Here is a 13,985-nt window from a genome sequence, read left to right on the forward strand (position 1 = left end):
AAATCTATATTTAATACCTAAAAGGTATGATAAGGAGGCGCTTTCTTTTGGATATTCGCCAGCTTCGATACTTCATTACCATTGCCCAAGAACAGAAAATCACGTCCGCAGCCAAAAAGCTTCACATGGCGCAGCCGCCTTTAAGCAGGCAGCTCAAACAGCTGGAGGACGAACTTGGTGTTGTCCTGTTTGACCGGAACAAGAAAAAACAAATGACTCTTACATATGAAGGAGCTGTTTTTCTAAAAAGAGCAAAAGAGATTCTGCATAGGTTTGAAGATGCAGTCATTGAGGTACAGGAGCTGAAGGAGGAAGTAGCCGGCACACTTGCCGTGGGATCAACGATTTATTGCGCGGCTCTGATGCTTGAAAAAGTAACACAGATCAAAGAGAGATACCCCCATCTCACCTTTAATATTTGGGAAAATGAACCCGCGACACTGTTGGAACTGCTGGAAAGCCGGCAAATCGATGCGGCGGTCACGACAACACTGATCAAAAGTGACACAGTACAATTCAAACAGCTTGATGACATTCCATGTGTGCTCGTGCTTTCAGATGAAGCCGGATATCCGTGCGGAGACACCATTAAGATGGAGGACATTCCTTCATTTCCGCTGATCCTGCTGCGGCCTGTCAACGGAAAAGGCGTCTATAATCAGGTCATGAATGAATTTCATCGTTTGAACCTGGAGCCGCGCATTGTTTGTGAATGCCACGACTCTGCAACTTTGCTCAGCCTCGTGTCATCCGGATTCGGCGCGTCTATTTTGCCCGTCACAATGATTCCCGTTCATATGAGAAATCACGTTCACACCGTTCATATCGAAAATAATCCCTTCATTATGACACCGGCTGTCATGTGGAGAACGGACAGTTATTTGCCTAAACCGGCACAGCAATTTTTGGATTTATTTTAAAAGATTTTGCCTTATGAAAACCAATTACTTGACTCATACTAAAAAAAAGTTATCCTTTAGATTTGTAAGCTATTTTTTTATTTCAATAAAATCAACCAGAAAAGTGGGGAATAAGATGAAAAAAGCATTATTGGCTTTATTCATGGTCGTAAGTATTGCAGCTCTTGCAGCTTGCGGAGCAGGAAATGACAATCAGTCAAAAGATAATGCCAAAGATGGCGATCTTTGGGCTTCAATTAAGAAAAAAGGTGTGCTCACAGTCGGAACGGAAGGAACATATGAGCCGTTCACTTACCACGACAAAGACACTGATAAACTGACTGGCTATGATGTCGAAGTTATCACAGAAGTCGCAAAACGCCTCGGGCTTAAAGTCGACTTTAAGGAAACACAGTGGGACAGTATGTTTGCCGGCCTGAATTCCAAACGGTTTGACGTTGTTGCCAACCAAGTCGGAAAAACAGATCGTGAAGACAAATATGATTTCTCAGATAAATACACAACATCAAGAGCTGTTGTCGTAACGAAAAAAGACAACAACGATATTAAGTCTGAAAAAGACGTAAAAGGAAAAACGTCAGCTCAATCACTGACAAGCAACTACAACAAATTAGCTACAAATGCCGGCGCTAAAGTAGAAGGCGTTGAAGGCATGGCGCAGGCCCTTCAAATGATCCAGCAAGGCCGCGTCGATATGACATACAACGATAAGCTTGCCGTATTGAACTACTTAAAAACATCTGGCAATAAAAACGTGAAAATCGCGTTTGAAACAGGTGAGCCTCAGTCAACATATTTCACTTTCCGCAAAGGAAGCGGCGAGGTTGTTGATCAAGTCAACAAAGCATTAAAAGAAATGAAAGAGGACGGGACTCTTTCTAAAATTTCTAAAAAATGGTTCGGCGAAGATGTTTCTAAATAATCTGCCGGCATTGACGCTTGGCACGGCGATCCCGTGGGATCTGGTGCAGCAGTCATTCTGGCCGATACTTTCAGGGGGAATCTACTATACGATTCCCCTTACGATTCTTTCCTTTATATTTGGAATGATCCTGGCGCTGATTACGGCGCTTGCCAGAATGTCGAAAGTGAGACCTTTGAGATGGGTGTTCAGCGTATACGTATCCGCAATACGCGGCACTCCTCTTCTCGTTCAATTGTTCATCATTTTCTATCTGTTCCCGGCCTTTAACGTCACATTAGATCCATTTCCAAGCGCAGTTATCGCCTTTTCTTTAAACGTCGGCGCCTATGCATCTGAAATCATTCGGGCATCTATTTTATCCGTGCCGAAAGGGCAATGGGAAGCCGGCTACACAATTGGCATGACACATCAAAAAACGCTGTTCCGCGTCATTTTGCCGCAGGCGTTTCGTGTGTCGATCCCGCCATTATCCAATACCTTTATCAGCCTGATTAAAGATACATCCCTCGCCTCTCAAATTCTGGTCGCTGAGCTGTTCAGAAAAGCCCAGGAAATCGGCGCGCGGAATCTTGATCAAATTTTAGTGATCTATATTGAAGCAGCCTTTATTTATTGGATTATCTGCTTCCTGCTCTCACTCGTCCAGCATGTCATCGAACGGCGTCTTGACCGCTACGTGGCCAAATAAGGAGGTTCCGAGTATGCTTACCGTTAAAGGATTAAACAAATCATTCGGTGAAAATGAAATTTTAAAAAAGATAGATATGAAGATTGAAAAAGGAAAAGTCATCGCCATACTTGGGCCTTCAGGTTCAGGGAAAACGACGCTGCTCCGCTGCCTGAACGCTCTGGAGATCCCGAATCGCGGAGAGCTTGTATTTGATGATTTCTCCATCGATTTCTCCAAAAAGGTGAAACAGGCGGATATCCTAAAGCTTCGCCGAAAATCCGGAATGGTGTTTCAGGCGTATCACCTGTTCCCGCACCGCACAGCCCTCGAAAACGTGATGGAGGGCCCTGTTCAGGTGCAAAAACGGAACAAAGAGGAAGTCAGAAAAGAAGCGATTCAGCTTCTTGATAAAGTCGGATTGAAGGACAAAATGGATTTATATCCGTTCCAGCTTTCCGGCGGACAGCAGCAGCGCGTCGGCATCGCCCGCGCACTGGCGATTCAGCCTGAGCTCATGCTGTTTGACGAACCGACCTCAGCGCTTGATCCCGAGCTTGTCGGAGAGGTACTGAAGGTTATCAAGGACTTGGCCAATGAAGGCTGGACCATGGTCGTCGTGACCCACGAAATCAAGTTCGCGCAGGAAGTTGCGGATGAAGTCATCTTCATCGACGGCGGCGTTATCGTGGAGCAGGGACCGCCGGAGCAAATTTTCTCCGCACCAAAAGAAGAACGGACACAGCGGTTCTTGAACCGGATTTTGAACCCGCTGTAATAAGAAAAACAGGGCGTCAGCGCCCTGTTTCAGATTATTGACAAAATCCTAAAACGATTTTCGTTTTAGGATTTTGTGATTTTCAGCGTGATTGAAAACCTTTGAAGTCTAGGAAGGGCGAGCATTGGAGCACAGCGAATGTTAAATTCGTGAGCACCGAAGCACAGGCCTGACAACGAATGCAAGGGTTTGCCAACACGCTGAAACAGGGCGCCTGCGGCGGCCCTGTTTTTTTGTTGAGCCCCTTTCGCCTATTCCGCCCTTCTGTCAGATGTGCTACAATGACAATCGACTGATTTTTACGAAAGAAGGGACCTCACGTGAAGCAAGAACTTGTTCTGCGCTGGACATTTTATTTTGCCGGTTTGATCATTTTGGCTTTTGGTGTATCCCTGACGATAGAAGGAAAAGCACTCGGCATTAGTCCGTGGGATGCATTTCATTACAGCCTGTTTCAGCACTTCGGGCTTACCGTCGGCCAGTGGTCCATCATTATTGGAGCGCTCATCGTCGGATTCACGTCATTGTTTACGAGAGCTTGGCCGAAAATTGGTGCCCTCCTGAATATGGTGCTCATTGGTGTATTTATAGATTTTTTCAATTTCATTCTGCCTGCCCCCTCGACCTACACAGGCTCGATCATCGTCTTCTCTCTAGGCGTGGTGCTGATCGGTTACGGCGTCGGTGTTTATGTATCAGCAGGCCTTGGCGCGGGGCCGCGTGATTCACTGATGATGCTGATTACAGAAAAAACCGGCTGGAATGTGCAATGGGTGCGGAACGGCATGGAAATAACCATTTTGTTTGCGGCATGGGGCATGGGCGGGCCGATCGGTTTTGGCACCATTTTGACCGCCATCCTCACCGGACTTATTTTGCGCTTTTCATTGCCCCAGTCAATCCAGTTGCTGAATTATGCTGTGGCAAGGCGGACAGCCGCTGTGAAAGCATCTCCGCCTGTACACTAAAACAAAGCCGCCTTGGCTTTGTTTTTTTATTTTCTCCTCTATATGAGTCTTGTGGAAGTATGATAGGATGGTTTTGACAATCTTTTGCAGACGGAGGATCTAGAATGAAGATTTACGGAATTTATATGGACCGCCCGCTTTCACAGGAAGAAAATGAACGGTTCATGTCTTTCATATCACCTGAAAAACGGGAGAAATGTCGGAGATTTTATCATAAAGAAGATGCTCACCGCACCCTGCTGGGAGATGTGCTCGTTCGCTCAGTCATAAGCAGGCAGTATCAGTTGGACAAATCCGATATCCGCTTTAGCACACAGGAATACGGGAAGCCGTGCATCCCTGATCTTCCCGACGCTCATTTCAACATTTCTCACTCCGGCCGCTGGGTCATTGGTGCGTTTGATTCACAGCCGATCGGCATAGATATCGAAAAAACGAAACCGATCAGCCTTGAGATCGCCAAGCGCTTCTTTTCAAAAACAGAGTACAGCGACCTTTTAGCAAAAGACAAGGAAGAGCAGACAGACTATTTTTATCATCTATGGTCAATGAAAGAAAGCTTTATCAAACAGGAAGGCAAAGGCTTATCGCTTCCGCTTGATTCCTTTTCAGTGCGCCTGCACCAGGACGGACAAGTATCCATTGAGCTTCCGGACAGCCATTCCCCATGCTATATCAAAACGTATGAGGTCGATCCCGGCTACAAAATGGCTGTATGCGCCGCACACCCTGATTTCCCTGAGGATATCACAATGGTCTCGTACGAAGAGCTTTTATAAATGGCTCATCAACAGCTTGACACCGCGCTCAATATCTTCCGTTTTCACATTGGAAATATTGATTTTTAATAGATTTTCTTTCGGATAATCTGATAAATAATGACGGTCTATCGCCTCAAGGAGAACCCCTTGTTTTTTCAGTCTATGAATCACTCTTGAGGCGGGCAGATCCTGAGGAAGCACCAGATGGGTGTGCATACAGGGTGCCTGCCCGCTGGAGAACGTAAAGCGTCCGCTTCCCAGCTGCCTGTGAGTTCGAATGGCTTGATGTAGCCTCAGCGACCGCTCTTTATAAGAATCTCTGATTTTCTCCTTATGCCTGCCGTACATACCGCTTTTCAGGTAAATCTCCAATGCCGCTTGAGAAATCATCGAACAGTCGATGTCGTTCAGCTTTTTGTACGCATAGAACGTGTCAGTCAGCGCTTCGGGCAAAACAGCCGCCCCCACGCGAAGGCCGGGGAACATCATTTTCGAGAAGCTTTTCAAATAGATGACATGTGAGGACAGATCATATGCGTACAGCGGATCTGCCTTTTTATTTTCCTCCAGATCACCGAGGTAATCATCCTCAACGAGGTAGACATCATACGCTTCTGCCAGTCTCACAAGCTCCTGTTTATCACGCTCTGACAAAGAGCAGCCAAGCGGGTTATGGAAGCGGGGCATCGTATAAAAAAATTTAATCGATTCTGTTTGAAATAACCGCTCAACCTCGGCTATATCAAGCCCTTCTTCCGTTCGTTTCACCCCGATGGCGGAAATCCCAAGCGTCTCAAGCTGTTCGACCATCAAATGGTAGCCCGGCTGTTCAATGGCGATCTTCTCTTTCCCATTTGGGAACGGCATGGCACAAAGCAAGGATAACGCCTGCTGGACACCTGATGTAATGAAAATATGCCTTTCATCCGCAAATACCTGTTGATTGGCCAAGAGCTTTCGGAGTACGCGGATGAGTGAGGGAAGCCCCTTTGGCGTCCCATAAATAAACAAATCGTTTTTGTATGTATCAATCGCTTTGTTGATGCAGTGCTGAAAATCAAGATACGGAAACACATCGGGATCCGGCGCAGATGTGGCAAAGTCAATGGGACCCTGCTGCCCGCTTTTGGCTTTTCCCGTCTTTTTCACAATATAATAGCCGCTTTTCGGAACGGAATAGATAAGGTGGCGTTTTTCCAGCTCCTGCAGCGCGCGGATCACTGTGCTTTTGCTGACTTGGTAGCGGGCGGACAGCTGACGGATAGATGGAAGCCTGTCTCCTTCTTGATAGGCGGTGCTTTGCATCATCTCCTCTATCCTCGTTACTAGACTCATATATTTCTCCATGCCTTCTCCCCCTGTTTTGTACCGGTACAGTTCATTGTTTTTCTCATTGTACCGTTCTGACCGCGGCCATACAATAAAGGGAGCGACCGGCGCTGCAATTCAGGTAAAGGAGCCCTTCCCATTATGGTTAAACATCAGCAAGCCCCCGCTTATATAGCGGCTACTTTATATTCGTTCATTATCGGTTTATCCTTTCTATTCGTAAAAATCGCACTGCAAACAGCAGAGCCGTTTGATATTTTGGCGCATCGGTTCACCATTGCGTTTGCTGCGGCCACTGTACCGATCTTATTCGGCTGGGTAAAGCTATCAATCCGCGTAAAGGACGTCATTGCCATTTTGCCGCTCGCCCTGCTGTATCCCGCGTTATTTTTCAGCTTTCAGGCATTCGGCCTTGTGTACTCGTCCTCCTCTGAAGCGGGAATTATTCAGGCAGCCATTCCGATTTTCACGATGGTCTTTGCCGCTTATGTTTTAAAGGAACGCCCAACGTGGACGCAAAAGGGGTTCACGGTTTTATCCGTTGCCGGCGTCATGTTTATTTTTGTGATGAAAGGCGTTGACGTGGAATCAGCCAGCTTAAAAGGGTCTTTGCTGATCCTATTGTCCGCTTTGTCTTCAGCGATGTACAATACTGCTGCCAGAAAAATGACGCAGCGGTTCAAGCTGACAGAGCTCACCTACATCATGTCAGCCATCGGCTTTGTCGTCTTCAACGCCATCGCCCTTGTGCGTCACGGAGCGGCGGGAACAGTCGGCACTTATTTTCTGCCGTTCCGGGAGCCCGGCTTCGTTCTCGCCATTGTGTATTTGGGCGTGCTGTCTTCACTTGTCACTTCGTTTCTGTCTAACTATACGCTGTCGCGAATTGAGGCGTTTAAAATGAGCGCTTTTAATCATGTATCTACCATTGTGACGATGATTGCAGGAGTTGTAATTCTCAAAGAAAGCCTGGCCTGGTATCATCTTGCCGGGGCTGTTTGTATTATGATTGGCGTGGTGGGGAGCAATATCAATCTGGAGAAAAAAACAAAGCGCCCTGGTATGCCTGCAAAAAAATGAGAAATTATGCTAGACTGAAAGGAAAAACATGGTTAGGGGTGTAGATTTACTGTATGATTCAATATGCTAGTGAAAGTATCAATCTTCCAGGAGAAATCGCTTTTAAGGATGTAAGAGAAATCTTTTTTTATCAAATCGCAAAAATATCATGCTTTTACTTTCTGTTGTTTTGCGCCATATTTGCTGCAGTTAACTTCATTAATGGATGGCCCCGTATCGTTTATGGCAGTGACGCGCTTAACTTGTTTATGAACAGTATGTTGATTATCGTGATGTCAGTTCTGTTTACACTGCTGCTCCTCCTTCTTCTATATGTGAAGTTTTCCAGAGCATACAAGAAAAACGAACGGATGAAATCTAAAAGAACATATACTCTGAACCAAGAAGGAATTCGTATATGTTCTAAAAAATATGACCTCATTTTCAATTGGGATGAAATCACAGCTGTTTTCGAATATAAAAATATCTTCAGGGTCAATACATCAAGTGGCCAATATATTGCGATCCCAAAACGTTTTTTTCATTCCAAAGAGGAAATGAACAGATTCAAGGAGATTATCCTTAAAAATACCGGAACAAAAAAACTCAAATTTAAAAAGGATCAGCATTGACAGTGCTGATCCTTTTATATTGAATGGTGGGTTTCTTTTGCCTTCTGTTTATCTAAAAACGGCACCAGTTCTATTACAGCCGATAAACCCACAAACACGATGCACACAGCGACAATCAGCAAATAACCATGAGTCATGTCAAAAAACAAACCGCCCGCATACACGCTGAGAGCTCCGGCAACCTGATGGATAAAGAAATTGATGCCTAACAGCGATCCGATCAATCCTGTTTGATAGCTTTCCGAAATTGACGCCGCGGTCAGCGGGATCACGCCTGTGTAACTGAGCCCGAATAACAGGATAAACCCGAAGTACCAAAGGTCGCTGTGATGAATTCCGAGAATGGGAATGAGCAGGCAAATGAGGCTGAGCAGCCGAATGAAAAATAAGATGGATAGCATGACGCTTCTGCTGCCGAGGAGATCTGACAGCCAGCCCGCCAATAATCCGCCAATGATGATAAATGCCCCGAACGCGGCCATCATTCCGTTGACATGAGAGACATGCGCATCCTTCAGTATCGGGACGAGGTGAGCATCAATAATTCCCATTGTAAATCCGCAAGTAAACACGCCGAAGTACAGGATATGAATGAGGCGGGATTGCTTCATCACGTTCCAAAACCCCCGCCAATCATAAGATTTTTTCACAGACTCCGCTTGCGCATGCGGCGGGTGCTTCATCCCAAAGACGAGGAGCGGCAGCAGAACAGCCGCCATGACGATTCCCAAAATGGTATAGGTGCTCTGCCAGCCGGCATGATACGGAGCCGCAGCCCAAATGGGTGAGAGAAGCAGCAGGCCCGCAGAGTTGGCATTGGTCAAAATAGCAAGCGCCAGACCTTTGTGTGTGTCAAACCAACGACTGATGAAATACTGGGTCGTCACGCCGACCGCGCAGGAATAGCCGATTCCGCCAAGCACACCGTAAATGGCGGAAAACACATGAACATTCGGTGAATAAGGAAGCACCAAAAAGCTTGCGCTGATGCAGACAGCTCCAAGCGCCATAATTTTTCTGACACTGAAACGGTCGATAAAAAAACCGACAAAAAACTGTACGATGCCGGTTGTGATCATAAAAATGCTGACAGAAACCGAAATCAGCGACCTGTCGGCATGGAAGGCATCTGCCATTGGCAGCATAAAAAATTGAAAGGAATTTCTGAATGAGTTCATTCCGATGGCGAAAACAAACGTAAACAGCAATACAAACCATTTCATCCTGGGAGACGTGCGCATGTTTCGACCTGCCTTTGTTTGAGTATTTCGACTATTATACCATGCAAAAATTGGCATTCAACACAAAAAAAAGCGGAACAGCCGAAGCTGTCCGCTTTTGATCACGGTTGAATGATCGGATGCTGATTCAAGATCGCAAAAATCCGTTCTGCGACTTCTTCCGTTTGTGACAGCAGGAACATGTGCCCGCCGTCAAATTGATGGAATGTGATGTCTTTTGCCCACTTCTTCCACCCTTCCGCATCTCGTATGCACTTTTTATCATCAAGCCCGTTAAAGACATGAACAGGCGACTGGATCTGGGCCAGATCGTAAAGCTCAAATTGTTCAAGAGCCCGGTAATCTGATCGGAAAGAAGGCAGGAAAAAGGACATGACCTCCTTATTTTCAACAAGCTCTGCGGGCATTCCGCCTAATTGGATAATATGATCGAGAAACTGATCATCAGGCAGGTGGGACACTTTCTTCCGCTGAATATGAGGCGGCTGGATTGCAGAAATGATAACCGCCTGCGGAAAGATGCCTTCACGCTCAAGCTTTTGCGCCAGCCTGAAGGTGATCATTCCGCCCATACTGTGTCCGAACAGCACAAACGGCCGATCAGGGCGAAGGTTCAGTTCTTGCTTGTACAAATCCGTCAGCTCTTCAAGATCCTCAATAGCTGACGTTTGATTCGTGCCGTGTCCCGGCGGCTCGGCAGCGAGCATCTCGCACTCCCCCTGCAAAAAAGCATGGAGAGGGCGAAACGACGCCGAGTAGCCGCCGGCAAACGGAAAACAGATGAGCTGCGTTTTTTCCGACGCATCAAATGATTTGAAGAGTTGGCTCATTGGCTGTCTCCTCCTTTCATCACTTCTTTTATGAAACCGTTACGGTTTGTGTATTAAGAAATTCGAGCAAAATCTCCGCATTCCTATCTAGCGTTTCGCCCTGCAGCATTTCTGCGTGTGTTCCGAAGCCTCTTTTCATACGGTAAGCACCTGTTGTAGCTTCTTCCCATGATGCAAGCCATTCCGGCATGTCAAAATCAGCGCCGGAAGTCAACAGATCAATATCTGCTTTCACCTGGCCTGTGCTGATCAGATTGACGTAGTATGAGTAAAAGGCATGTGTTTTTTGCTTGAGGCCTTGTTTGACGGCTTCGCTGTTGAGCGCTTCATTGTCCCGATTGACATTCATCAACGCTTCGACATCACTTTCAACCGTGCGTCCGTCCAGATCACTGACACCTTGTTTTTTATAGGAATCGACCATGATGATCCGCTGAACAATACGGCCTTGTTCCTCAAGCTTTTTCGCAGCTTCAAACGCCAGGCTGCATCCCGCTGAATATCCAAACAATGTTAAAGGCCCTTCCGGCTGCAGCTTCTGGATCAAATCCGCATAGCGGTCAAGCCGGTCTTCCTCCTCAATAAAATCAAAGGCGCATAGCTTGTATGACGGCAAGCGGCTGGACAGATTTTGGTACATAAGGCCATATCCCAAGACCGGCGGGAATGCGAAAATGATCTGCTCCTGATCCTGATTCATTATCGTTACATCCTGCAAGCCATCAGGGCCCCCGTTCTTTACATACGCTGAAATGCCGGCGATCGTCGGCGCTTCAAACAAAAGCTTTACTGGAAGATCAATCCCGAACTCTTTCTTGATGCGGGAAGCGGCGGTCATTGCCTTCAAGGAATGCCCTCCGAGCGCAAAGAAATCGTCATGAATGCCAATTTGCTTTCTGCCGAGAACCTCAGACCATATTTGTGCGATTGTTTCTTCCATCTCGTTCCGCGGTCCAATCCATTCTTCCGCCAGCTGATCCTGATCAGGTTTTGGGAGCAGCCGTTTATTGACTTTCCCGTTCGTCGTTAAAGGAAGCTCATCCAAGAAGGTAAAGGTTTGCGGCACCATGTAAGCAGGAAGCTGTTTTTTCAGGTGCGCCTTCACGTCTTCAGCTGAAAGCTGCGTTCGGTTCACAAGGTAGGCATTGATTGATGCATCGCCAGACTCATGGCGGTCCGCCACAACGACCGCATCTTTCACACCTGGGTATTCCTGCAGCTGCTTTTCGATTTCTTCAAGCTCAATCCGGTGTCCGCGTATTTTGACCTGGTCGTCAATACGGCCGGCGTATTCAATCGTTCCATCCGGCAGCCAGCGCGCTAAATCCCCTGTGCGGTAAAGCGTTTCTCCCGGCTTGAACGGGTTCTTGATAAACTTTTCCTTCGTGAGGTCAGCACGATTTACATATCCTTTTGACACGCCCATTCCGCTGATGCACAGTTCACCGATCGCCCCGAATGGCTGGAGCTGGCTTTGCTCGTTCAGAATATAAACACTGGCATTGCTGATCGGCTTTCCAATCGGCAATGAGGAGATGGAATCCGGCAGATCATGCACGACGTGAGCTGTCGCAAACACTGTTCCCTCAGTCGGCCCGTAGCAGTTAATCAGCTTGCCCGGCCCCATGACCCGCAGCGCTTTTCTGACATGAGGCACTGAGGCGCGCTCTCCGCCGAATAATATACAGCGTAGTCCCTTCATCCAATCCTCTCCCGCATCTGTGAGAAGATTAAATAGTGCGGTTGTCGCAAACATGACATTGACATTCTCTTGCAGGATCAGATCTGTGAGCCGTTCTGTATCAAGCAGCGTATGTTCATCTGCGATAATGAGCCGTGCCGCATTCAGCATAGAAGCATAGAAATCAAAAGTAAATGCGTCAAAGGCGTAATTCGAAACAGACAAGAATGTATCTTTCTCAGAGAATGCCATGTAGTCTACATGCTTGACCAATCCTTGAATATTGGCATGAGTGGTGATATTGCCCTTTGGCTTTCCGGTTGTGCCGGACGTGTACATGATATATGCCGGATCATTAGGATCAATCGCGGTTGCAGGATCGCTTGCCTGTTCTTCAAACCGTGTTTGATCATCAATGAAGAGCGTTGTGCCTGTATACGGCAGCTCAGCCGCTTGTTCTTTCATCTCCTGATGCGTCAGAAGACAGGCTGCCGCACTGTCAGCCAGCATATACGAGATTCGGTCCTCTGGCAGCTTCGGATCAACCGGCAGATAGGCTGCTCCCGCCTTTAATACACCGAGAATGCCGATCACCAGTTCAAGTGAGCGCTTCGTGTACAGCGCTACAACAGAGCCTTTGCCCGCACCGTGTTTTTGCAGCCGGCGTGCAAGGCGGTTCGCTTCCTCATCTAATTCGCGATAAGACAGGGTCTGGCCGGAATACGTAAGCGCAGGTGCATCCGGATTGACGTTCACTGCTTCCTTGAACCAATCCGTCAGAGGCTTTGTTTCATGAGCTTGAGCCGGCGGGTTTAAGCCGGTTAGCAAAAATTCTCTCTCCCTGTCGTCAACGAGGTTGATCGTGCTGACAGGCTGATCCGGATTCTGGATGAGCTGCTGAATTGCTGTGAGAAGCTGAGATTTCAAGCGCAAGATAAACGCCTCATCAAACACATTCTCGTTATAAGCAAGCTTAATCAGCATCTCATCTCCCGGGGAAGCCATCAGGTTAAGATCATAATTCGACTTCTCAAAAACATGAACATCCACCATATCAAAGCCGTTTTCACTGCTTTCTTCATTTTTCGCATCCTGAAGCGGATAGTTCTCAAAAACAATGATGTGGTCAATCAGTTTCGGCTGATCGGCCTGGCTTTGGATGTCATAAAGCGGCACATATTGATGCGGCTCAGACTGCAGCGATTGCTCCTGCAGCTGCTTGAGCAAGCCGTTAAATGTGATACCCTCAGACAGCTTCACACGTCTCGGGACAACGTTGATAAACAGCCCGACCATATGTTCAACGCCTTTGATTTCCGCGGGACGCCCTGAAACAACTGTACCGAAGGCCAAATCGCCAGACTGCTGATAGCGGCTGATCAATACGCTCCAGACTGCCTGCAGCGCCGTACTCAAAGTGGTATGCTGCGATTTTGCAAGCTCGGTAAAAGCCTTTGTTTCCGCCTCCGGCAGTGAAAAGAGCAGCTCTTTCGGCTCATAGCCGTCCTTTTGTTTCTTTCTTTGCTCCGCAAACGTCGTTTGTCCTTCAAAGTCCTCTAAATACTCGCGCCAGTAACGCAGTGATGCTTGTTTATCCTGCTTTTCAAGCCACTTGATGTAGTCTTTATACGGTTTGACGGGCGGCAGGCTGTACGGCTTTTGTTCGCGCAGAGCATTGTATACCTTAAATAGATCCTGTACGACGATGCCGAAGCACCATCCGTCCAAAATAATGTGGTGGTAGCTCCACACCCATTCAAAGCTTTCTTCAGCTTTCTTGAAAATGGCTGCCCGCATCGGAATATCCCGCGTCAAATCAAAACCCCTGATCTTATCCTGTTCTTTGTACTCATTGATTTTGGCTGTTTGCTCGCTGCCCGTTAAGTGTGTCAGATCGATTTCTTCTATATGGAACTGCCGTTTTTTCAATACGACTTGGACAGGTCTTTTTACTTTTTCGTGAATGAACACGGTACGAAATACATCGTACCGGTCCATGATCACATTCATGCTTTCTTCAAGACATTTGATATTCAAGCTGCCTTTTACTTTCATCGTGATTTGTTCAAGGTAAAAGCTTTGGCCGGGATTCAGGATGGCATGAAAAAGCATCCCTTCCTGCATCGGCGATAGGTAATACATATCTTGAACCTGATCCTTGCTAAATTGACTCATATGTTTCGCTCCCGCCTTC

12 protein-coding genes are annotated in these 13,985 nt (G+C 47.0%); 8 read left to right on the plus strand and 4 right to left on the minus strand.

The annotated features are described in order from the left end of the window. The first annotated feature begins 47 nt into the window (after positions 1-47). The 6 genes from bsdA to NYE22_RS20215 all read left to right on the plus strand — a co-directional run bounded on the left by bsdA (position 48) and on the right by NYE22_RS20215 (position 5,037). Positions 48-920, plus strand: a complete 873-nt coding sequence (bsdA, locus tag NYE22_RS20190; protein ID WP_003234533.1) for a transcriptional regulator BsdA — start codon at positions 48-50, stop codon at positions 918-920. A gap of 115 nt (positions 921-1,035) precedes the next feature. Then, complete coding sequence (tcyA, locus tag NYE22_RS20195) at positions 1,036-1,842, plus strand: cystine ABC transporter substrate-binding lipoprotein TcyA (RefSeq protein ID WP_032677511.1); 807 nt, start codon at positions 1,036-1,038, stop codon at positions 1,840-1,842. Next, positions 1,829-2,533: a cystine ABC transporter permease TcyB gene (gene tcyB, locus NYE22_RS20200; protein WP_003234541.1), complete on the plus strand. Its 705-nt coding sequence runs from the start codon at positions 1,829-1,831 to the stop codon at positions 2,531-2,533. Before tcyA ends, tcyB begins: the two co-directional genes overlap by 14 nt. Positions 2,534-2,546: 13 nt before the next feature. Next, on the plus strand, positions 2,547-3,290 hold the full coding sequence (gene tcyC / locus NYE22_RS20205) for a cystine ABC transporter ATP-binding protein TcyC (RefSeq protein ID WP_070548544.1): 744 nt from the start codon (positions 2,547-2,549) through the stop codon (positions 3,288-3,290). Positions 3,291-3,610: 320 nt separating this feature from the next. Beyond that, a complete protein-coding gene (locus NYE22_RS20210) occupies positions 3,611-4,258 on the plus strand; it encodes a YitT family protein (protein ID WP_014475783.1) in 648 nt (215 codons plus the stop codon). A gap of 104 nt (positions 4,259-4,362) precedes the next feature. Continuing rightward, the gene (locus NYE22_RS20215; protein WP_342412090.1) at positions 4,363-5,037 is read left to right on the plus strand and encodes a 4'-phosphopantetheinyl transferase; all 675 of its coding nucleotides are present in this window, start codon (positions 4,363-4,365) and stop codon (positions 5,035-5,037) included. Here NYE22_RS20215 and NYE22_RS20220 read toward each other — a convergent pair. Further along, on the minus strand, positions 5,032-6,366 hold the full coding sequence (locus NYE22_RS20220) for a PLP-dependent aminotransferase family protein (RefSeq protein WP_161986460.1): 1,335 nt from the start codon (positions 6,364-6,366) through the stop codon (positions 5,032-5,034). The two genes, NYE22_RS20215 and NYE22_RS20220, sit on opposite strands and share 6 nt — an antisense overlap. A 123-nt stretch (positions 6,367-6,489) precedes the next feature. Between NYE22_RS20220 and NYE22_RS20225 the strand changes: the two genes are divergently transcribed. Both NYE22_RS20225 and NYE22_RS20230 read left to right on the plus strand, forming a co-directional pair. Then, positions 6,490-7,428, plus strand: coding sequence for a DMT family transporter (locus tag NYE22_RS20225; RefSeq protein WP_161986461.1), 939 nt, complete (start codon positions 6,490-6,492; stop codon positions 7,426-7,428). A 53-nt stretch (positions 7,429-7,481) separates the two neighbouring features. After that, positions 7,482-8,039 (plus strand): YcxB family protein, encoded by a 558-nt coding sequence (locus NYE22_RS20230; RefSeq protein ID WP_032726548.1) that lies wholly within the window; start codon positions 7,482-7,484, stop codon positions 8,037-8,039. A gap of 14 nt (positions 8,040-8,053) precedes the next feature. Here the strand turns inward: NYE22_RS20230 and NYE22_RS20235 are convergent, their stop codons facing one another. The 3 genes from NYE22_RS20235 to srfAC form a co-directional block, all read right to left on the minus strand. Next, positions 8,054-9,280, minus strand: a complete 1,227-nt coding sequence (locus NYE22_RS20235) for an MFS transporter (RefSeq protein ID WP_021481772.1) — start codon at positions 9,278-9,280, stop codon at positions 8,054-8,056. Between the two features lie 101 nt (positions 9,281-9,381). After that, positions 9,382-10,110, minus strand: a complete 729-nt coding sequence (gene srfAD, locus NYE22_RS20240; protein ID WP_003234568.1) for a surfactin biosynthesis thioesterase SrfAD — start codon at positions 10,108-10,110, stop codon at positions 9,382-9,384. 28 nt (positions 10,111-10,138) lie between these two features. Then, complete coding sequence (gene srfAC, locus NYE22_RS20245) at positions 10,139-13,966, minus strand: surfactin non-ribosomal peptide synthetase SrfAC (protein WP_342412091.1); 3,828 nt, start codon at positions 13,964-13,966, stop codon at positions 10,139-10,141. Positions 13,967-13,985: the final 19 nt, after the last annotated feature.

Source organism: Bacillus sp. FSL K6-1560 (genome assembly GCF_038592935.1).
Taxonomy (GTDB): domain Bacteria; phylum Bacillota; class Bacilli; order Bacillales; family Bacillaceae; genus Bacillus; species Bacillus subtilis.

Bases quoted from the DNA above. Each gene is read 5' to 3' on its own strand.
- tcyB (WP_003234541.1), top strand. From the start codon at position 1,829: ATGTTTCTAAATAATCTGCCGGCATTGACGCTTGGCACGGCGATCCCG.
- NYE22_RS20230 (WP_032726548.1), top strand. From the start codon at position 7,482: ATGATTCAATATGCTAGTGAAAGTATCAATCTTCCAGGAGAAATCGCT.
- srfAD (WP_003234568.1), bottom strand. From the start codon at position 10,110: ATGAGCCAACTCTTCAAATCATTTGATGCGTCGGAAAAAACGCAGCTC.
- NYE22_RS20225 (WP_161986461.1), top strand. From the start codon at position 6,490: ATGGTTAAACATCAGCAAGCCCCCGCTTATATAGCGGCTACTTTATAT.
- tcyC (WP_070548544.1), top strand. From the start codon at position 2,547: ATGCTTACCGTTAAAGGATTAAACAAATCATTCGGTGAAAATGAAATT.
- srfAC (WP_342412091.1), bottom strand. From the start codon at position 13,966: ATGAGTCAATTTAGCAAGGATCAGGTTCAAGATATGTATTACCTATCG.
- NYE22_RS20215 (WP_342412090.1), top strand. From the start codon at position 4,363: ATGAAGATTTACGGAATTTATATGGACCGCCCGCTTTCACAGGAAGAA.
- NYE22_RS20220 (WP_161986460.1), bottom strand. From the start codon at position 6,366: ATGGAGAAATATATGAGTCTAGTAACGAGGATAGAGGAGATGATGCAA.
- NYE22_RS20235 (WP_021481772.1), bottom strand. From the start codon at position 9,280: ATGCGCACGTCTCCCAGGATGAAATGGTTTGTATTGCTGTTTACGTTT.
- tcyA (WP_032677511.1), top strand. From the start codon at position 1,036: ATGAAAAAAGCATTATTGGCTTTATTCATGGTCGTAAGTATTGCAGCT.